At 30.6% G+C, this 21,254-nt stretch carries 19 protein-coding genes; 15 read left to right on the top strand and 4 right to left on the bottom strand.

Going from position 1 to position 21,254, the window contains the following annotated elements:
• Positions 1 to 34 precede the first annotated feature (34 nt).
• From GAN53_RS00920 to GAN53_RS00910, 3 genes are read right to left on the bottom strand one after another with little or no spacing between them, the layout of a single operon-like run.
• Positions 35 to 1,801: an ABC transporter ATP-binding protein gene (locus tag GAN53_RS00920; RefSeq protein WP_151409171.1), complete on the bottom strand. Its 1,767-nt coding sequence runs from the start codon at positions 1,799 to 1,801 to the stop codon at positions 35 to 37.
• A complete protein-coding gene (locus GAN53_RS00915; RefSeq protein WP_225791796.1) occupies positions 1,791 to 3,650 on the bottom strand; it encodes an ABC transporter ATP-binding protein in 1,860 nt (619 codons plus the stop codon). Before GAN53_RS00915 ends, GAN53_RS00920 begins: the two co-directional genes overlap by 11 nt.
• Positions 3,634 to 4,827 carry an ArsR/SmtB family transcription factor gene (locus tag GAN53_RS00910; RefSeq protein WP_151409169.1) on the bottom strand — a complete coding sequence of 398 codons (1,194 nt, stop codon included), beginning with the start codon at positions 4,825 to 4,827 and terminating at the stop codon, positions 3,634 to 3,636. The genes GAN53_RS00915 and GAN53_RS00910 overlap by 17 nt, the downstream gene beginning before the upstream one ends.
• Before the next feature lie 212 nt (positions 4,828 to 5,039).
• Here GAN53_RS00910 and GAN53_RS00905 point away from each other — a divergent pair, with 212 nt between their 5' ends.
• The 10 genes from GAN53_RS00905 to recQ all read left to right on the top strand — a co-directional run bounded on the left by GAN53_RS00905 (position 5,040) and on the right by recQ (position 14,909).
• The gene (locus GAN53_RS00905) at positions 5,040 to 5,690 is read left to right on the top strand and encodes a hypothetical protein (protein WP_151409168.1); all 651 of its coding nucleotides are present in this window, start codon (positions 5,040 to 5,042) and stop codon (positions 5,688 to 5,690) included.
• 88 nt (positions 5,691 to 5,778) lie between these two features.
• Positions 5,779 to 6,906, top strand: coding sequence for a THUMP domain-containing class I SAM-dependent RNA methyltransferase (locus GAN53_RS00900; protein ID WP_151409167.1), 1,128 nt, complete (start codon positions 5,779 to 5,781; stop codon positions 6,904 to 6,906).
• Between the two features lie 13 nt (positions 6,907 to 6,919).
• Complete coding sequence (locus GAN53_RS00895; RefSeq protein WP_225791795.1) at positions 6,920 to 8,344, top strand: L,D-transpeptidase family protein; 1,425 nt, start codon at positions 6,920 to 6,922, stop codon at positions 8,342 to 8,344.
• 8 nt (positions 8,345 to 8,352) lie between these two features.
• Positions 8,353 to 9,174 (top strand): energy-coupling factor transporter ATPase, encoded by an 822-nt coding sequence (locus GAN53_RS00890; protein ID WP_099321699.1) that lies wholly within the window; start codon positions 8,353 to 8,355, stop codon positions 9,172 to 9,174.
• Positions 9,171 to 10,028, top strand: coding sequence for an energy-coupling factor transporter ATPase (locus tag GAN53_RS00885; protein ID WP_151409166.1), 858 nt, complete (start codon positions 9,171 to 9,173; stop codon positions 10,026 to 10,028). Before GAN53_RS00890 ends, GAN53_RS00885 begins: the two co-directional genes overlap by 4 nt.
• Positions 10,021 to 10,815 carry an energy-coupling factor transporter transmembrane component T family protein gene (locus GAN53_RS00880; protein ID WP_151409165.1) on the top strand — a complete coding sequence of 265 codons (795 nt, stop codon included), beginning with the start codon at positions 10,021 to 10,023 and terminating at the stop codon, positions 10,813 to 10,815. The genes GAN53_RS00885 and GAN53_RS00880 overlap by 8 nt, the downstream gene beginning before the upstream one ends.
• Positions 10,812 to 11,555 (top strand): tRNA pseudouridine(38-40) synthase TruA, encoded by a 744-nt coding sequence (gene truA, locus GAN53_RS00875; RefSeq protein WP_151409164.1) that lies wholly within the window; start codon positions 10,812 to 10,814, stop codon positions 11,553 to 11,555. Before GAN53_RS00880 ends, truA begins: the two co-directional genes overlap by 4 nt.
• Positions 11,548 to 11,955: a hypothetical protein gene (locus GAN53_RS00870; RefSeq protein WP_151409163.1), complete on the top strand. Its 408-nt coding sequence runs from the start codon at positions 11,548 to 11,550 to the stop codon at positions 11,953 to 11,955. Before truA ends, GAN53_RS00870 begins: the two co-directional genes overlap by 8 nt.
• 3 nt (positions 11,956 to 11,958) lie before the next feature.
• Complete coding sequence (locus GAN53_RS00865; protein ID WP_151409162.1) at positions 11,959 to 13,065, top strand: DUF4097 family beta strand repeat-containing protein; 1,107 nt, start codon at positions 11,959 to 11,961, stop codon at positions 13,063 to 13,065.
• A gap of 53 nt (positions 13,066 to 13,118) precedes the next feature.
• The gene (recQ, locus tag GAN53_RS00860) at positions 13,119 to 14,909 is read left to right on the top strand and encodes a DNA helicase RecQ (RefSeq protein WP_151409161.1); all 1,791 of its coding nucleotides are present in this window, start codon (positions 13,119 to 13,121) and stop codon (positions 14,907 to 14,909) included.
• A gap of 59 nt (positions 14,910 to 14,968) precedes the next feature.
• On the opposite strand, the gene asnA is transcribed toward recQ, so the two are convergent.
• On the bottom strand, positions 14,969 to 15,979 hold the full coding sequence (gene asnA, locus GAN53_RS00855; protein ID WP_151409160.1) for an aspartate--ammonia ligase: 1,011 nt from the start codon (positions 15,977 to 15,979) through the stop codon (positions 14,969 to 14,971).
• 195 nt (positions 15,980 to 16,174) lie between these two features.
• Here asnA and GAN53_RS00850 point away from each other — a divergent pair, with 195 nt between their 5' ends.
• The 5 genes from GAN53_RS00850 (at position 16,175) to pstB (ending at position 21,253) form a co-directional block, all read left to right on the top strand.
• A complete protein-coding gene (locus tag GAN53_RS00850; protein WP_151409159.1) occupies positions 16,175 to 17,527 on the top strand; it encodes a uracil-xanthine permease family protein in 1,353 nt (450 codons plus the stop codon).
• A gap of 156 nt (positions 17,528 to 17,683) precedes the next feature.
• Positions 17,684 to 18,682 carry a substrate-binding domain-containing protein gene (locus tag GAN53_RS00845; RefSeq protein WP_151409158.1) on the top strand — a complete coding sequence of 333 codons (999 nt, stop codon included), beginning with the start codon at positions 17,684 to 17,686 and terminating at the stop codon, positions 18,680 to 18,682.
• A 4-nt stretch (positions 18,683 to 18,686) separates the two neighbouring features.
• Positions 18,687 to 19,550: a phosphate ABC transporter permease subunit PstC gene (pstC, locus tag GAN53_RS00840; protein WP_151409157.1), complete on the top strand. Its 864-nt coding sequence runs from the start codon at positions 18,687 to 18,689 to the stop codon at positions 19,548 to 19,550.
• 18 nt (positions 19,551 to 19,568) lie between these two features.
• Entirely contained in the window at positions 19,569 to 20,369 is an 801-nt protein-coding gene (gene pstA, locus GAN53_RS00835; RefSeq protein WP_151409156.1) for a phosphate ABC transporter permease PstA, read from the top strand.
• Positions 20,370 to 20,389: 20 nt separating this feature from the next.
• Positions 20,390 to 21,253, top strand: a complete 864-nt coding sequence (gene pstB / locus GAN53_RS00830) for a phosphate ABC transporter ATP-binding protein PstB (protein ID WP_151409155.1) — start codon at positions 20,390 to 20,392, stop codon at positions 21,251 to 21,253.
• The last annotated feature ends 1 nt before the right edge of the window (position 21,254 follow it).

Here is a 21,254-nt window from a genome sequence, read left to right as displayed (position 1 = left end):
AGCTAATCCTTAAATTGGATTAGCTTTTTATGTTTTATTGGTAATATTTTGCTTGAGCTTGATACAATCTTCGGTAGATATTATCATATTTCATAAGATTTTCATGGCTATCAAAGGCCATTATTTTTGCGTCGTCAACTACCAAAACTTTGTCGGTAAATCTTGAAGAACTCATTCTGTGAGATATAAATATGGCGGTTTTTCCCTTTGTCATTTGGTTAAAATGCTCATAAATTTTAGCTTCTGAAAGTGGGTCTAGGCTTGCAGTTGGTTCATCAAGTATTATCAAATCTGGATTTTGGTAAAGACATCTGCCGATGGCAAGTTTTTGCTTTTGACCTAGAGAAAAATCTGTCGCATCTTCGAAAATATCCTTGTCCAAATAAGTGTCAATTCCAGAATCTAAGCTTTGAATTCTTTCTTTTAAATCAAGATCTTCTAAAATCTTATCCATTTTTTCTTTTTGGTAAGCTTTATTGGCGATTATATTTTCTTTTATGGTAAAAGGCATGATTGAAAAATCTTGAAGAACTGCTGAAATTTTATCATATAGAGAAGATTTTTTGTATTCTTTGATATTAATTCCATTGTAGAGGATTTCTCCGTTATCAATTTCAAAAAATCTTAGTATTAATTTTACCATTGTTGTTTTTCCAGCATTATTCACACCGACAATTGAAATTTTTTCTCCCTTATTTATCTTAAAAGAAATATCATCTAATATTAGTCTATCGTTTCCCGGATAGGCAAAGGAAACATTTTTAAATTCCAAAGATTGGAAATCTTCTGCTAATTTTAGGCTTTTTTCATCTTCAATATCTAAGATCATAAATTCATATAGGGGTTCTAGATTTTTAAGACTTATTAGAAAACCAGCTGTTTCAGAAAATATTTCCTGGAAAGATTTCATGAAATTTTCGTTAGCAGAAATTATCACTGAAAATTCTCCAAAAGTTATTTGACTTCCGTAATTAGCTGATAGAGTTCTCATTGCCACATAAGCGTAGGAAACTAATCTTATTATGGATTCTAGGAAAATTTTTATGGCGTTCATATTAGTTTCATAGGAAAATTTCTCATGATATCTTGCCATCATTTTGTCAAGATAAGATTGGGTTTTATCGTAAATTAAGCCTCCTAAGTCAAAAACTCTTATATCTTTTTGCTGTGGCTTACCTGCCATTAGCGAGAAATAATATGAAAATCTCCTGTTAACAGCAACATTTCCTTGGTCAAATTCTTGAGTATATGATGACATTTTTTTGTCGACTAGGATTATTAGTATCGATATTATCATGGAAAAAGCTACCAAATAAGGAGAAAAGTTTATTATAATTATGGCTGTTGCAAGAATTGTAGTAAAGCCTTTGATTATTTCTGATAGGCAAGCTAATAATTGGTGCAAGGATCCAAAATTCAAGGCAGCATTGGCTCTTTCTTTTAGGTCAAGAACATTAGGATTTTCAATATTTTGATAGGTTAAATCCATGGCTTTTTTGCCAATTTCAAAGGAAATTGAATTATTGATTGCCATGCGTCTTACAAATTCTTTCATAGAAAATATTCTACTAAGAGTTGTAAGGATAAATTTTGCCAAAACTATTATAATAATTAATTTTACAAAATAAGGAAATTCCCTTGGATTGGTTAGTTGGTTAATAAATATCATAGGAACAAATACATTAACTATAGTGTTTATTGCTGGTATTATCGCATTTAATATGATAAGAACAATATATAAGGGATCGTTTTTTGCTATGAGCTTTAGTAAAAGCATCATGGATTTGTATTTATTTTTCATCTTTTTCCTCCTTATAATATTTTTTCTGACTATCAAACATTTCTTTATATAGGCCATTTTTAGCTAGAAGTTCCTCGTGGCTGCCAAATTCTTTGATTTTTCCACCATCTAAAAGCAAAATTTGATCGCAAAATCTTGTTGATGCGAGTCTATGGGAGATAAAAACCAAAGTCTTATCAGTAGATATTTCTTCTATTTGCTTATAAATTTTCTCTTCTGCTAGAGCATCAAGGCTTGCTGTTGGCTCATCCATAATAAGAGCGCTGGAATTTTCCTTGTATAAGGCACGAGCTATGGCAAGTTTTTGATTTTCTCCGCCAGAAAAAAGCGTTCCAGAATCATCTATATTTTTTGTCATCGGCGTATCAATTCCTTTTGGAAGTTGGTCAAGTTTATAAGAAAGTCCTGCATCATCCAAGGCTTTGATTACCCTATCTCTGTCGATATTTGTAGAACTTGCTGCCACATTTTCTGCAATTGTTACAGCTAAAGGCTCAACATTTTGCAAAACTGTCGCAAAAGCAGCAAATCTTTCTTTAAGATCAATCTCTTCGCTATCGATTCCATTTATATAAATTTTTCCAAAGCTAGGCTTATAAAGACCAAGAATTAGTGAAACTATGGTGGATTTGCCAGCTCCATTTACTCCAACTATGGCAATTTTTTCGCCTGGTTTAATCTTAAAAGATAAATTTTGCAAAACTTTTTTATCTGATAGAGGATAGGAAAATGAAACATCATCAAATTCTATTGAAACTGGTCCAGATATTTTTTTATCACCAGTGGTACTTTTTAGGTCAGCTCTAATCATGTCAAAGCCATCAGCCACATATAAGAGATTTGATTTAGTTTTGGCTATATTTACGACCAAGGAATTTAATACTCCAGCATAAACAGTAAGTGAAGTTATCATTAAAGTTAAGTTTTTAAGGCTTATAGTCTGATTAAATATTCTTTGTCCTAGAAAATAGAAAGTCAAAGCTTCAATTCCTACAAGCAAAATTGCAAGAACTGGAGAAAAATAAATTTCTGGCCTTACATATTTCCCGCAAATCTCATAAATATCCCTAATTAAAGGCTTAAAACCTTCTATAAAAGTATCTTTAAAAGAAAAAAGTCTTATATCTTTAGCAAAAGAAAAATCAGAAGCTTTGGAATAATATGAATCAATTTTTCTAGAAACTTTGTTACGCTCGCCCTCACGGTCGTGTCTATAAGAAGTCGTGTAATTTCTAATTATTAGTTGTAAAACTATTGAAACTAGGGCAAAGGCTAAGATCAATGGAGAAAGCTTTGCCATAATCACAGAAATGATTATAAATGACAAAAGACTTGATAAGAGTGGATACATATCGTGATATATGCCTTCAAGACCTGTGACATTATTAGAAAAAGATTCAAAGCCTTTGGTAAATTCAGCCATAAAAATCGAATTTTCTCCAAGAGAATAATCCATATCCATAATCTTAGAAGCTGCTTTTTCAAGAAATTCAAGCCTAACTCCCATATATTTGGCGTAAGTTTTGTATTCTATTTGATTTGAAATCATAGATGAGATAAAAACTATAAGTCCATAGGCTAAAATCGTTAAAAGCATGGATTTAAGGCTGGTATTATTTTCTATCAAATCTACCAAATAATACATAATAAAAGCTTGCAAAACTGGGACAATTCCATTAAAAATTGGATAAATTATTAGAGATAGTTTTATTTTAAGGTCCTTTTTAAATGGAGCGTAAGCGTATTTTAAAAGCTCTATAATTGATAATTTGTCCTTACGAAGATAATTTTTTATTGTATCTTCATTTGTCAAATATTCTCCCAAATTATACTTATTGGTCGTATTCATGGTCATCCTCCTTAATGTTTTTGGAAAATTCTCTTAAATTTTCTATTATTTTATCAAAACCTGATTTTTTAAGCTGGTAATAATACCTGCGACCTTTTTTATAAACTCTCAAAAGTCCTGCCGCGTGTAGTTGGTTTATATGGTAGGACAAAGTTGCAGGGGTTATATAAAGTTTATCTGAAAGTTCTTTGGCATAATAATCTGATTTATTAAGCAAATCTAAAATATCTATCCTCGTTTGATCTGAGATTATTTTTAGCTCATTACTAATATTAGTAAGTTTATTTTTCTCATCTTGGTTTTCATACATTTTCATTAAAATTCCAAATTTCATAAATGGTGGCATATCATCTGAATCCCAAAAAGTGAATGTAGATGAAAATGGCAATAAAAGTAGAATTGAAATCTCAATTTCCTGTGAGATATTCAAACAATCTTCAAAACCAACTTGCCTTGCAAATTCAAAAGCTCTTTTATAAGAAGTCTCCTCAAAATCTTTTAAATTTTGATCAAAAACTTCCTTGATTAGATAAAATTTGCTCTCAATAATTTTTCCTAATTTATTTACAAGAGGCAAAAGTCTTTGGTAAAGGTCAAAAGTATCTTTATAAGCTCTTATTAGCGTCATCATGTCCCTATCGGAATATTTTGCCTTTGCTATATAGGCCATAATATCTAAATCTTTTACCTGATTTTTGATCTTTTCATAAGAATTTACTTCCTTTTCGTTTAGGTCGAAAAAATCAATGTCTATGAGTTTATAAAAAAATAAGTCATAGGCTTTCTTAAAAGAATCATAAGAAAAATCATCGTCTTTTTCATCATCTAAATTCATAAAAACAATTGTGAGTAAAGGTAAGCAAGATTTATCATTTTTTTCATAAATTGAAAAAAGATCCACAATATCTTTGTTTTTATCGTCAAAAAATTCCTTGATTATTCCGACTGACTCGGTCCTAACTTCTCTTAGAAAATTCATATATTGAGGAAAGTCTGATAATCTTTCCTCGATTCTTACAATAATATTTTCGCTACCAGAAGTTTTAATCCAAGAATCTTGCCAGCTTATTGAAGAATTTTTGCTAGCGCCTAGAAATTTTATATAATCATAAATAAGAAAACCAGCTTCGCTAATGAAATTTGCTTTATAATTCAAATAAAAAATATTTTTTTCCATAAATCAATCCTTTCTTAGATAATCATCTAACTCTTCGAAATATTATTAGATATATATCTTAGTAATCTCATTATATAATGATTTCTGTCTAAATGCAACAATCAACACTTAGATTTATATCTAACTAATTATAATATCCTAAAGCAAGTGCCTTAAAGCTCTTGTAAATCTAATAATAAAAGATTTATAATAAGAAAAAAGGAGAATTTGCCATGTTTCTTAGTAAAAATTTATCGAATAAAATAGGAAAAGTATCAAAATTATTTTTTGTTTTAGTTTTTATCTTTTCCTTATCATCTTGTGATGACCAAGCTGTGAAATTTACAAAAATTGAAGAAAAAGAAGATTCTTTAGAAGATAACAACATCTGTAAGTTAAGAATGGGCGATGAAAATTTAGAAGATGAAGAAGTTGTTTTTTCCCAGACTCCAGTTACCTACAAGATCAATAATCTACAAAAAGACAGCATATTAGAATTAAGTTTAAATGCTTTTAAGGATGGAAAAGTCGAAAATTTATTTATTATTAATCTAGATATTTCAAATTCTGACATATTGAATTTTGATTTTACAAACAAAAAGCTGGATATTTATAAGATAAAAACTGGAAGAGATATCAAAATTTGTGATTGCCTTTATACAAGCTCTGTAAATCCTAAAACATTATCCACAATTAATTGGGCTGAAGATTTTTCTTTAGATTATGATAAGGAACAACTTTTATTTACTTATCTTACAACTGATAAAAATGAGCTTGCTGGTGCAAATCTTAAAGATGGGTCTATGGAAGAATATTTAAAAGAAAATCATGGTGTAGATGGAATTTATTTAAAAATTGCACTTAGAGAAGCAAATAAAAACTAATTTTAATCTCTTTTGTAAAATTATTTTAAATATCAAAAAGATTAGTAAATTCGGGTGAAATATTTGAATTTACTGTTATAATATACTTATGACTAAATTTATTATTACAACAAGTTTTGGCCTGGAATCTTTGGTAAAATGGCAACTAAAGGATATGGGCTATTATGATTTTATTGTTGAAGATGGAAAGATAATTCTTAATGCAGCTTTGAAGGATGTTTGCAAACTTAATTTATATCTTAGAGAAGCTGATAGAGTTTTTTTGCAAATAAAATCTTTTAAGGCTTTAGATTTTGATGAGCTTTTTGAAAATGTAAAGGCAATAGATTTTGCCGATTTCTTAGATAAGGATGATAATTTTATAGTAAATGCTAGAAGCTATAAATCCAAGCTTTTTTCCATAAGAACCATTCAATCTGTAACAGAAAAAGCCATTGTTGAATCCTTAAAAAGAAAATATAAGATTAATCATTTCAAGAAAAGTGGACCTAGAGTTTTATTTGAAATTATGATAGATAAGGATATGGTAAGCCTTGCAATTGATACTTCTGGAGATGGCCTTCACAAAAGAGGCTACAGAGAAGGCACAGTAAAAGCTCCTCTTCGTGAGAACTTAGCGGCAGGGCTTGTTGATTTGTCTTTTTACAAGGCTGATAGATTTTTATTTGATGGATTTTGTGGATCAGGAACTATACTTATTGAAGCTGCAAGAAAGGCTAGAAATATAGCAAGTGGCTTGGATAGGTCATTTGATTTTGAAAATTTCAAATTTATCGATCCGAAATTTATGAAAGAAGCCAAAAAAGAAGCCTTAGAAGCTATTGATTATAAGGCAAAATTAAATATCTTAGGTTCTGATATTTCTGGAAAAGCCATAAGCCTAGCTAAGCAAAATGCAATTAATGCAGGTGTTGGTGAGGATATTTCTTTTATAACAAGAGACATAAAAAATGTAGCCCTAAAAGATGATTATGGGATTATGATTTCAAATCCTCCTTATGGTGAAAGATTATCTTTGATGGATACAAAGGAAATTTATCAAAAAATCAACGATAAGTTTAGTAATTTAAAGACTTGGTCTTTATATTTTATAACTAGCGATGAAAAATTCGACAAAACATTTAAAAGAAAATTATCAAAAAAACGTAAATTGTATAATGGTGGACAAAAGGTTGATTTTTACCAATATTTTGGTGAAAAACCTAAAGTAAAATAATTTGGAGGGAAATTTGACTTCTGCTAATGACAGTAAGAATAAAAACACAATAAGAATAGTTACACTGATAATAGTTTTATTATTAGCTATATATTTAATAGGAGCAGCTATATTTACCAACATAGCTTTACCAAATACCTTTTTAAATGGTAGAGACATTTCCTATGCATCTAAAGCTAGTGCCTTGGAAAATGTACCTAACGACTTTCACTTAAATATCAAAGGTAGAGATGATAGGTCTTTACAAATAAAACCTGAAGATATAGATTATAAGATCGAATTACCAAAAAATGCAAAATTAGATCAAAATCCATTTTATTGGCCAATGTCTTATATAATTGGCAGAAAAGAAGTTTTTGATTTTGAAATTAAAAGCTTCTACAATAGTGAAAAACTTGATAAAATCATCAAAGATTCTTCTTTAATGAATGGAATTACAGAGCCAGAAGATGCCAAGCTTGAAATCAAAGATAAGACCTATGAAATAAAAAAAGAGGTAGAGGGTAATAAAATCTATAAAGATAAATTAGAAAAGGTCATTATTGACGGGATTAATACTGGAAAAAAAGAAATTGACCTAGATGATAGTTTTTACTATGCTCCAAAGATTAGATCTAATTCCAAAGAAATTAAAGATATTTTAGCTGACATAGAAAAATTAGTAAATATGACTATAAAATTTAATTTTAATGGTTTTGATTTAAAATTGGCAGGCGATTCACTAATTGATTTGATGGATTTTACCGATAATGGTTATGAACTTAACTACGATAAAGTCTTAGAATATGTAAATTATTTGGCAGATCAAACTAATACCTACGGCAAAAATAGAACTTTTAATGCTACAGGAATTGGTCAAATTACTGTAGGACCTGGAGTTTATGGTTTTAAATTAAATATTGAGGCTATGATTGATAAAATTTACCAACAAGTAAACCAAAGAAAAAGTGGAGAAATTGAGCCTGTTTATAGTAAGGCTGGCTTAACCCGTACATCTACCGGTGGAGATATTGGAGATACCTATATAGAAGTAGACTTATCTCGCCAATATTTGTGGTTTTACAAAAATGGTCAAGTTATTTTAGAATCTAATATAGTTTCAGGAATCCCTAGGGGAAATTGGGCTACAAACAAAGGCGTTGGCGCAATTTTGGAGAAAAATTACAAGGTTACCCTAAAGGGAGTAAATTTTGATAGAGAAAGTAAATACGAAACACCAGTAAGCTATTGGATGCCAATTGGTTGGGATGGAGAAGGCTTCCACGATGCACCTTGGAGAGGAGCTTTTGGAGGAAATATTTATACCTACAGTGGTTCTCACGGATGTTTGAATCTTCCACCTAGTGTTGCGAAATTTATTTTTCAAAATGCAGATTTTATGACACCAGTTGTGGTATATGAATCATCAACAAATTATTCTCCAGCTATGCTTTATTAAGGGAAAAAATGATTAAGATAGAAAATTTAACTTATGCATATCCATCAAGTGATGAAGAAAATAAAAAATTTGCCCTTGATGGATTAAATATAGATATAAATAAGGGTGAATTTGTGGCAATCTTAGGCCACAATGGATCAGGAAAATCAACTTTGGGAAAATTAATCAACGCTCAAATTGTACCAACATCTGGAGATATTTACGTTGATGGGATTAATGCCAAAGATCACGACAAGATATGGGATGTAAGAAAAAAATGTTCCATGGTTTTTCAAAATCCTGATAACCAGATGGTTGCGACAACTGTTGAAGAAGAAGTTGCTTTTGGAGTTGAAAATCTAAAAATTCCTAATCCAGAGCTTAGAAATCGTGTAGACAGTGCACTTAAACAAGTTGGAATGATAGATTATAAAAAAAGAAGTCCAGCCACACTTTCCGGCGGACAAAAACAAAGAGTTTCAATAGCTGGAGTAATAGCCATGCTATCTGACTATATAGTTTTTGACGAACCGACGGCAATGCTTGACCCACAAGGTCGAAAAGATGTTATAAAATTAGTAGAAGATCTAAATAAGAATTATGGCAAAACAATAATTTATATAACTCATTATATGGAAGAAGCGATAATCGCAGATAAGATAATAGTTTTAGATAAGGGCAAAAAAGCCTTAGAGGGAAGTGCCAAAGAAGTATTTAGTCAAGTAAAACGCATGAAAGATTTGGGTTTGTCAGTTCCTCAAGTTACAGAAGTTGCTTATGAATTAAGACTAAGAGGGGTAGATTTTAAACATCTACCTCTTAATATTGAGGAGTTTTTGCAAAGCATATGAATATAGAAATTAAAAATGTAGATTATATTTATAATCAAGGCTCTCCTGGAGAAGTTTACGCTCTAAAAAATATCAATCTAAATATAAAAAGCCATGAAATCATAGGTTTGATAGGTCAAACAGGATCTGGAAAATCAACCCTAGTCCAACTACTAAATGGACTATTAATTCCAACAAATGGCGAGGTTATTGTTGATGGCATATCCACCAAGGATAAGGATAAAAGAAGAGACATAAGATTTAAGGTAGGCCTTGTATTTCAATATCCAGAACATCAACTATTTGAGGAAACAATAGAAAAAGACATAGGCTTTGGTCCTAAAAATATGAAACTTTCGGAAGATGAAATTCAAAAAAGAGTTGAACTTGCTATGAATAAAGTTGGTCTTAACTATGAGAAATACAAGGATATTTCTCCATTTGAAATTTCTGGAGGCCAACAAAGAAGAGTAGCTCTTGCAGGAATTATTTCCATGAATCCAAAAGTTCTTGTTCTTGATGAACTAACAGCAGGCCTTGATCCAGTTGGACGTAAGGAAATATTTGCTGAAATTATGAATATTTACAACAATGACCCAGAGCTTACCATAGTTTTGGTTAGCCATTCTATGGAAGATGTTGCAAATTACGTAGACAGGGTAATTGTTTTAAATAAAGGTGAACTTTATAGCGATAATTCTACCTACGATACTTTTAACAAAGTAGATCTTGAAAGAATTGGTCTAGACATACCGCAAATTACAAAATTTATGAGAGCTTACAAAAAAAAGGGTCATGAAATAGCAGATGATATTTACACAATCGACGGTGCAGTAGAAGAATTGTCCAGATATTTGGGAGTTGAAAATGAATAAAATAAGTATTGGTCAATATTTACCCTATGATACTTTTATTCATAGATTAGATCCCAGGGTAAAAATTATAGGCATATTCGCCTTTATTATAACAATATTTTTTGTAGATAATTTAATAAACTTCATTCCATTCGTAATACTTGTAGGCCTGATGGTTCACATTGGAAAAATTCCTATAAAAAGTGTGGTAAAATCCTTAAAACCCTTAATTTTTATTATAGTTATTACAGCTGTAATAAATTTATTTACAACACCAGGAAATGTTTTATTAAAAGTTGGGCCATTAAATATCACAGATGAGGGGATATATAGAACGGCTTTTACTATGCTAAGACTTATTCTAATTATAATTTCCACATCAATTTTAACCTATACGACAAGTCCAATGGAGTTAACTTATGGTTTGGAAAAATTATTTTCGCCTTTGAAACGCTTTGGTTTTCCAGCAGGAGAGCTAGCTATGATGATTTCTATATCTTTAAGATTTATACCAACTCTTTTTGATGAAGCTAACAAAATCAAAATGGCGCAAATGGCAAGAGGTGCTGATTTTGAATCTGGAAATATCATAAATAGGGCGGTATCAATGGTTCCTCTTTTAGTTCCTTTGTTTCTAAATTCTTTTAACAGATCTGATGAATTGGCAACTGCCATGGAAGCAAGACTTTATAGGATTGGTGAAGAAAGAACTAAGCTTAATGAAATATTTATGGACAAAACTGATTATTTGACATTATTCTTGTTTTTGGGATTTTGTCTTGTAATTATTGTTTTAAGATATATATGATAAAAAATATTTTGCTAGAAATAGCCTATGATGGGAGCAATTTTCACGGCTATCAATCACAAAATGACCACAGAAACGTTGAAGATGAACTAAAAAAAGCAATCCATAAGATAACAGGTGAAAATAATAGGATAATTGCAGCTGGAAGAACTGACAAAGGAGTTCACGCTTTTTGCCAATATGTAAATTTTCTAACTGCAAGTAAGATAAATCCATCTTCTTTTAATTTTCATTTAGATCCCTATCTTCCAGATGATATTCTTGCAATTTCTGCTAAAGAAGTCGATTTAAATTTTCACGCAAGATTTTCTGCAAAAGATAAGACTTACAAGTATGTTATATGTAGGGATAAGATAATGCATCCAATATATAGAAATTATATGGAGCATATAACCTACAAACTTGATTTAGAAAAAATCAAAGAAGGTCTTGAAATTATAAAAGGAGAACACGATTTTAAGGCTTTTATGAGATCTGATAAGGATTTAGAAATAAATACAATTAGAAGTGTCGATGATTGCTATTTAGAAGAAGAAGGGTCAAAATTAATATTTTATTTTATGGCCAATAGTTTTTTGCACAATCAAGTGAGAATAATGGCAGGAAGTCTGATAGAACTTGGAAGATCAAGGATTAGCCTTGATGAATTTAAGGAATATTTCCTGCCGACAAACAAAAAAAGAGCAAATCCTACTTTAAGTCCAAATGGACTTTATCTTTGGAGAATAAATTATGAGTGAGACTAGTGAAAATAAGGTCAATCTATTAAGTGAAATTAAGGCAATTTTGCTAATGTTTTCGACAATTTCCTTATATTTTTTCTCAAAGGGGTCAAAAATTCTTATTTTGACTGGCTTTGTAAGTCTTGTAATATTTCTTTTATCGATTTATATTAGAAAAGAAAATCTGAAGTTTGCAAAAACTATATTTTATCTAGGACTTGCATTTAATAATATCACTTCAATAGGATTTTTGTTAGAAAAATACATATTTAAGAGGAAAACAAGTCAAGTTTATACTTATATTTACAAGGTTTTTACCACAAATGATAAAATTAATGAAAGATATATAATTTGGATTTTTGCCCTAACAAGTTTTTTAATGATTATGGAATATCATGCCAGAAAAGCCCAGAGGTAAGTTATGGAAGATAATAAAAATAAAGAAATAATAGATGAAAATTTAGACAATAATGACGAAGAAAAAATAAGAATTCAAGCAAAAAATTATAAAAAATTTTTTAGTATAAGAAAAAAGAAAAATATTGCAATACTTGTGATTGTCGCAATTATCGCAATAGTTGGACTATTTTATTTTAATAAGCATGAAGCAGCAAAGAATAATAATCCTGCAACAAGCAAAATAATAGATGAAAATTCTTATAATGGTTCAAATATTATGAGAGTTGATTTAAGTCAGATTAAAAAAATTAATATCGATCTAAAAACTGCCGATTTAAGAATACAAAAATCAACAACAAATCCTTATGTGGAATACACTCACCTTTACAGAGGAGATGAAAACCAATATACTCTTGATGTTTCTTATGAAAAGGGAGAATTAAAGCTTAAAAGCAATATAGTTGGCAAAGAGCTTAATATGAAAAACAAAACTCAAATAGTTCGTATTTTCCTACCATCTGATAAGGCAATTGATGAAATCAAAGCAAATATTGGAGCTGGAGATGTGAAGATAACCGATCTTGAAGTTAGAGATTTGGATTTGAATGTAAAAAGTGGCAATATTAGTTTTGAAAATTCGTTTTTTGGCGGCAATGTTTCTAACCAAGCAGGCGATATTAGCCTTGTCAAAACAGAATTATTAAATACAAAACTTGCCACAAATGTTGGAGATATAATTATAGAAGATGGAAAACTTGGGCCAAGATCTGATTTTTCTACTCAAACTGGCAATATTATAATAAAATCAACTGATAGCCTTGATAATTACAATGTAAGAGCAAGCTTAGATATAGGTAATTTTATCTTTGGTAATGTTTCTTATAGAAATATAAAAGATGGTTTTACTAAGGATAATAAAGTTGAAAAAGATATTTCTCTAAAGACCAAGGTAGGAAACATAGTCTTTAACAAAGGCGAGGGAGCTATCTTGGAAAAAGAAGAATATATTACCAACAAACCAAAGAAAAAAGAAGAATCAAAATACGATTATATAAATGTCGAAGACGATGAAGAAAATCAAGATTCTAATGACTCTTTGACACCTTCAAATAATCAAGGCACAAATTAAAATGGAGAAGAAATAATTAGCTTCTAAGGAAGTTAATTATTTTTTTTAGCACTATGGAAAAAAACTTATTAAAAGAAAATTTAAAAAAATACTTTGGCTTTGACTCTTTTAGGTCTGGTCAAGAGGAAATAATAGAAAATATTTTGGCAAAAAAAGATGTATTGGGAGTTTTGCCAACTGGAGGAGGCAAATCTATTTGCTATCAATTGCCGGCACTTATGATGGAAGGGACTGCTCTTGTAATTTCCCCCTTAATTTCACTAATGAAAGATCAGGTTGATTCCCTTTGTCAAGATGGGATTAGGGCAAGCTTTATAAATTCCAGCCAATCTTTTGACCAATATGTAAATAGCCTAAAAGAATTGGAAAATGGACAAATTAAAATTTTATATATTTCACCAGAAAGATTAGAAAATGAATTTTTCAGAGAATTTATCAAAAAAATAAAAATTTCCTTTTTGGCAGTAGACGAAGCTCATTGCATAAGCCAATGGGGTCATGACTTTAGGCCTTCTTATAAATTAATACCAGAAATTTACGAATTTTTGCCAAATATTCCCAAAGCTGCTTTTACTGCAACTGCGACCAAAGAAGTTAGAGATGACATTATAAACAATCTAAAATTAGCAGATCCTTTTGTAAAAGTTACAGGCTTTGATAGGGAAAATCTTAGATTTATGGTAAAAAAACCCAAGGATAAATTAAGCTTTATCAAAGATTATTTAGAAAATCACGAAGATGATTCTGGGATAATTTATGCAGCAACAAGGAAAAAAGTAGATAGTATTTATAAATTTATAAAAAATTTGGGCTTTGATGTAAGCAAATACCATGCAGGTCTAAGTGAAAAAACTAGGAACAAAAGCCAAGATGATTTTATTTTTGAAAGAAAAAAGATAATTGTTGCAACCAACGCCTTTGGCATGGGCATTGATAAGAGCAATGTTAGATACGTAATCCATTTTAATATGCCAAAAGATATTGAATCCTACTACCAAGAAGCTGGTAGAGCAGGTAGGGATGGGGAAGCTAGCGATTGTATTTTGCTCTATAATTCTCAAGATATAATTTTAAACAAATTTCTCATAAATCAAACTAATAATCCGAAATTTAAAAAATACCAGCTGGAAAAATTGCAAATTATTATAAATTATGTCAATACAACTTCTTGTCTAAGGTCTTTTATTTTGGAATATTTTGGCGAGAAAGCCCCTAAAACTTGCAATAATTGTTCAAATTGCTTGGGAGATGTTGAAAAAGTCGATGCAAGTATCGATAGCCAAAAGATATTATCCACTATATATAGACTTGACCAAAGATATGGACAAAATACTATTATCGACTGTCTAAGAGGAAAAAACAACAAAAATTCAAGAGAAAAAAATTTGAAAGATATTTCAACTTTTGGCCTTATGAAGGAAAGTTCTGATAAGTATATCAAAGATCTGATAGGAGTATTGGTAGCTGATGGCTTTATAAAAGTTTCAGGAATGACTTATCCAATACTAAAACTTACAGAAAAATCCAAGGATATTTTATTTGACGGGGCGAAAATTTATATTAATAATGTAAAAGAAGATAGGCAAAAAGAAGAATTAGCTAATAGTAATAACTTGGAGAAAATTTACGACGATAAACTCTTTATTCATTTAAAAAAAGTGAGACTAGATCTTTCAAGAAAAAGAAATATCCCGCCTTTTATAATTTTTTCCGATGCTTCACTAAAAGAAATGGCTACAATAAAGCCAAAAAACAAGGAAGAATTTTTAAGAGTAAAAGGAGTTGGGGATAAAAAATTAATCCAGTACGGGGATATATTTATAAAAGAGATAAAAGAATTTTGAGTAAATAAAATTTACGTTAAAAATGGCCAAGCACCAACAAAGTGCTTAGCCATTTTATTTTACAACAAATATATACCTTTATTTGATAGTAATTTCCTATCCTCATCTGGCCAATAGGAAACTTGAACTTCGCCTATATGAGCTTTTTGTAAGAAAAACATACAAATTCTTGATTGGCCAATTCCTCCGCCGATTGTAAGTGGAAGCTCGCCATCCAAAAGCATTCTGTGATAATCGTATTTTAATCTTTCCAAATTTCCGGAAAGTTTTAGCTGTTCATTTAGCCTACTAGGATTTACTCTAATGCCCATGGAGGATAATTCTAATTGGTCATCTAAAACTTCATCATAGACGATAATATCTCCATTTAAAAGCCAATCGTCATAATCTGGAGCTCTATTATCGTGTTTTTCTCCGTTGCTTAAAGTTGTTCCAATTTGCATAAGGAAAATTGCTCCAAATTCCTTAACGGCAAGCCTTTCTCTTTCTTCTGGAGTTTTGTCTGGATATCTTTGCAGAAGTTCTTCGCTTGTAATAAAAGTAATTTGATCTTTTAATAGTTTTCTTCTAGTAGGAACTAGGGTCGATAAATACTCATCTAAAGATTTTAGCGTCCTATAAATAATATTAACTATTTTTTTTAGAAACTCCTCGTTTCTATCACTTTCGTCAATAATCAATTCCCAATCCCATTGGTCAACATAAAATGAGTGTGTATTATCGGGAATTTCACATCTTCTGATGGCGTTCATATCTGTATATAAACCTTCGTGCATCTTAAAATTATAATTTTTAAGGGCATAGCGTTTCCATTTTGCAAGAGAATGGACTATTTCTAACTCTTGGTTATTGGCGTTTGGAAGATCAAAAATAACCGGACCCTCATAGCCATTTAAATTATCATTTAGTCCAGAATTGTGGGAAACAAACAAGGGAGCAGAAACTCTCTTTAAGTTTAAATTGTTTGCCAAATTTATTTGAAAATAATCTTTTATTTCTTTTATCAATAATTGTGTAGTATACAAATCCTTATCAGATTTATATCCATTTGGAATTTTAATTCTTGTCATATAACCTCTTTAACTTTTATTTTACTAATAAATTATAATTTTATAATAGCTTATGTCAAGAATTAAGGACAAAAACAGCAAAAGTTACAATATATTTTTAAAATAGTCAATATATATAAAAAATATTTATCTCATTTGTATTAAAATGGAATTATGATTTCATTAAGAAATTAATATTTTATTTTAGGAGAAAAAATGGATAAATCTTATTCGAATTTATTTACTTATGATAAAGATGTTAGCTTAAAACAATCTTTACCACTTGCTTTTGAGCATTTGATAGCTATGATTGCAGGTTGTATTGCTCCAACCCTTATTTTTGCAGGAGCTGCAGGTCTTGATAATAGCGATTCAATTTTGTTAGTTCAAATGTCTTTGATAGGATCAGCACTTACAACCCTACTTATTTTGTATGGGCCAATTAAGCTTGTCGGTAGCAAACTTCCTATGATTTATGGAGTTAGTTTTTCTTATGTTTCGACAATGATAGCCTTATCAGGACAATTTCAAACTTTAGGACCTAGAAATATTGTTGCGATTGTTCTTGGAGCTCAGCTTATAGCTTCAATAGTTTCTTTAGTTTTTGGTTACGCTCTAAAATATGTTTTGCCATATTTTCCACCACTTGTAGCTGGAACGGTAGTTTTATCAATAGGACTCTCACTTTATCCAGTGGCTCTAAATTACATGGGCGGTGGAGGAGATCTAAGCATGGCTGGTTGGGGATCTTGGCAGTATTGGTTTATAGCTGCCGTTACACTATTGACCAATATTATTTTTACTCATTTTGGCAAAGGAATGATTTCTTTAGCATCTGTGCTATTGTCAATGGTAGTTGGCTATGTTTTAGCATTTTTTATGGGATATGTAGATTTATCTCCTGTAGCAAATGCGGGATGGTTTTCGATTGCAACACCACTACATTTTGGTATAAGGTTTGAAGGATCTGCCATAGCTGCTTTTATTATTATTTTTATAGTTACTTGTATAGAGGGAATTGGGGATATGAACTCAACAACTGTAGGTGGAATGAATAGACCTGCAACAAGCGATGAAATTCGTGGCGGAATAATTGGATTTTCTGTTGCAAATATTATTGGATCTTTCATAGGAACTTTGCCAACTGCAACTTTTTCACAAAATGCAGGAATTGTATCAATAAATAAAGTTATTAACAAAAAAGTCTTTATATCAGCATCAATAATGATTTTAATAGCAGGTCTTGTACCAAAATTTTCATCACTTTTACTTACAATTCCTTTCCCAGTTATAGGTGGAGCTACAATTTCTGTATTTGCAGCTATAACAATGAATGGAATTAGAATGATAACAAGCCAACCACTTTCTATGAGAAATACTTATATAGTAGGAGTTTCTGTTGCCATAGGCTTTGGTTTTACACAAGTAGTTACAGCAGCTCACAATGCTGGAGTAACTTTTATGCCACAATCCTTAGAAGTAGCAATAGGCTCATCACCAGTAGTTTTGACAACTATATTTGCATTTTTCATGAATCTATTAATTCCAGAAAAGGAAGAAGATAAGTAATTTTTACATGCCTAAGTCTAGAATAAAAAAAGATTAGATAATTTATGTAAATGTAAAATTTTACATAAACTTTACAAAAGCTTTAATCAATTTATATATATGAATTGTAAACTACAATAAGAAAGAAAAAAATAAATCAAACTATAAGGAGATTTTATGAAAATCAAAAATTCAAAAATTATTGTAGCAGCACTTTCATTAGGATTGATTCTTAGTGCTTGTGGAAACAACGATGCTAAAACAGAAAATAAAGAAGAAAAACCAGCAACAGAATCAACAGATACAACAACTGAAGATACAAAAGCTGACGATACTAAAACTGAAGATGCAAAAACTGAAGATGCAAAAACTGAAGATACAGCTAACGCAGAAGATTATGATTTTGCAGTAGTATCAAGAGAAGAAGGCTCAGGAACAAGAGGAGCTTTCATCGAATTAGTTGGTCTTGAAGAAAAGAAAGATGATGGAAGCAAAGAAGATCATACAACAGTTGATGCTATAGTACAAAATTCAACAAATGGTGTTATGACAGCAGTAGCTCAAGATTCAAAAGCAATAGGTTATATTTCTTTAGGTTCACTAAATGATACAATTAAAGCTGTTAAAGTTGAAGGCGTTGAAGCAACAGAAGAAAACATTGTAAAAGGTGATTACAAAATTTCTAGACCATTTAACCTTGCTTACAAAGAAGATAAGATTGATGATTTGGCAAAAGATTTCTTAGTATATTGCATGTCTACTGAAGCTCAAAAAATCGTAACAGATGAAGGATATATAGCAATTAAGGATGCTAAAGAATATAGCAAAACTGAAGGACTAAAAGGAACACTAACAGTAGCAGGTTCAACATCAGTAACTCCTCTAATGGAAAAATTCAAAGAAGCTTATGAAGCACTAAATCCAGATGTAACAATAGAAATTCAATCTAACGGTTCTTCTGCAGGTATTGAAGCTTGTATAGATGATGTAGCTCATATTGCTATGGCAAGTAGAGAATTAAAAGATGAAGAAAAAGAACAACTTAAAGCAGAAGTAATTGCTACAGATGGTATAGCAGTAGTAGTTAACAAAGAAAGCAAAGTTGAAGATCTAACAATGGATCAATTAAAACAAATCTTTGCTGGAGAAATTAAAAATACTGGAGAATTAAAATAAAAAAATGAAAAGTTTTAAGGAAAGATTTGGAGAAATCTTATTCCTTATATCAGCAGCAATGTCCGTAGTACTTATTGCCTTAATCATATTCTTCATCTTTAGAGCTGGATTTGATTTTATAAGTAAATACGGACTTGTTCCGTTTATAACAGGAGATAAATGGGCTCCCATAGCAAAGCCGGCAAGTTTCGGAATTTTGCCAATGATTGTAGGATCAATTATTGTAACAGTAGTATCAACCATCATAGCACTGCCTTTTGGTTTGGCTGTTTCAATATTTATGGCCTATTATGCTGATAAAAGTTATAAGTTTCTCAAAGCATTAGTAAATTTATTAGCAGCAATACCATCAGTAGTTTATGGATTTTTTGCTATGGTAGTATTAGCACCAATCGTTAGTAATGGTTTGCATATTAAAGATCAATACAATATGTTTACAGCTTCATTATTACTTAGCATAATGATCTTACCTACTATGGTAAATATATCAGAAAACTCTCTTCGTCAAGTACCAAAATCTTTTTATCATGGATCATTGGCCTTGGGAGCAACAAAAGAAGAAACCATCCATCACGTTATGGTACCTTATGCAAAAAGTGGAATTTTCTCATCAATAATTCTTGCCATAGGACGAGCTATTGGTGAAACAATGGCAGTATATTTAGTAGTTGGTAACCAACCAAGAATGCCTCTTTCAATCTTTCAAGGAGCTAGAACACTTACAACAAATATAGTCCTTGAAATGGGCTACGCATCAGGAATGCACAGACAATCCCTAATAGCAACTGGTATGGTTCTATTCTTCTTTATATTATTGATCAATATTATCTTTAATATCATAAGAGATAGAAGTAAGAAAAAATTATAATTAAACTAGGAGCATATTATGACAAAAGCTTATAAATTTTTTGTGTGGATTTTCACAATATTGGCATATACTTTTGCTGGGATAATTATAATTTATATCTTATTTGAAGGTATACCGAATATTTCACCGTCACTTTTTGAATGGAAATACACATCTACCAATGTTTCGGTAATGCCAGCATTAATATCAACCTTGTTTACAATTATATTAACTTTGCTAATAACTTTGCCTATAGGTATTTTTACAGCAATTTATCTATCTAACTATGCAAAAAATAAAATTTTTATAAAGGCAATTAGATTTGCAACCGAGATCTTATCTTCTATACCATCTATTGTATATGGACTATTTGGTTATTTATTCTTTGTGAAAACTCTTAGTTTAAATTACTCACTAATAGCTGGTTGTTTAACTTTGGCGATAATGATTTTGCCTACTATTATTAGAACGACAGAAGAAGCAATATTAACAGTTAATCCTTTACAAGCCCACGCTTCCTTAGCTTTAGGGGCAACCAAGATACAAACCATATTTAAAGTTGTAATACCAGAAGCAATGGATGGAATTTTAGGCGGTATATTTCTATCTACCGGTAGAATAGTTGGAGAATCCGCAGCCCTAATTTATACTATGGGCAGCCAACCTTCCATACCAAAGACAATAGGAAACTCTGCAAGAACACTAGCTGTACACATGTTTATGCTTTCTTCAGAAGGATTTCATGTAAATGAAGCTTATGCTACAGCGGTATTACTATTGGTATTTGTTATTCTAATTAACTGGATATCTAGTAAAATAACCAAGTCTTTAGTAAAATAGAAAATGATATAGGAGATAAAATGGAAAATAAAACTTTGAATACATCGACAGCAAACGTTGTTGATAAAACAAGTGAAAATAATAAAAAATCAGTCCATACTTTAGATAGGAAAAATGAGTTTTCAGATCTTGAAACTTCAATATTAGTAAAAGATTTAGATTTATTCTATGGAGATTTCCAAGCTCTAAAAAAAGTAAATATGGATATAAAAAAAGGTCAAGTAACAGCCTTTATAGGACCCTCAGGATGTGGTAAATCAACAACTTTAAAATGTTTTAATAGGATGAATGATCTTGTTGATGATTGCAAAATTGAAGGCCTTATAGAAATCAACGGCAATGATATATACAAAAAAGATGTAAATGTAGTTAAACTTCGTAGAAATGTGGGAATGGTTTTTCAATCTCCAAACCCTTTTTCAAAATCAGTCTATGATAACTTAACTTATGGACCAAAGCTTGACGGGATAAAGGATAAAGATACTTTAGATGAAATTGTTGAAACTTCCCTAAAGCAAGCATCTATTTGGGATGAAGTTAAAGATAAGTTAGATCAAAATGCCCTATCTTTTTCGGGAGGACAACAACAAAGAATTTGCATAGCAAGAACTCTTTCTGTAAAGCCACAAATCATACTAATGGATGAGCCAACTTCTGCCCTAGATCCTATATCTACAGCTGCAATTGAAGATTTGATGGATAGTTTAAAAAGCAAGTATACCATAGTTATAGTAACCCATAATATGCAACAAGCAGCTCGTATTTCTGATCAAACTGCATTTTTCTTAACTGGAGAAGTTATTGAAATGGATGCAACAAAAAAGATTTTTGAAGATCCAAGAGATAAAAGAACTGAAGATTATATTACAGGAAGGTTTGGTTGAT

It is taken from the genome of Anaerococcus sp. Marseille-P9784, from assembly GCF_902500265.1.
Lineage (GTDB): Bacteria > Bacillota > Clostridia > Tissierellales > Peptoniphilaceae > Anaerococcus.
The sequence above is the reverse complement of the archived record's forward strand: the minus strand, read 5'-3'. Positions and strand labels throughout refer to the sequence as shown.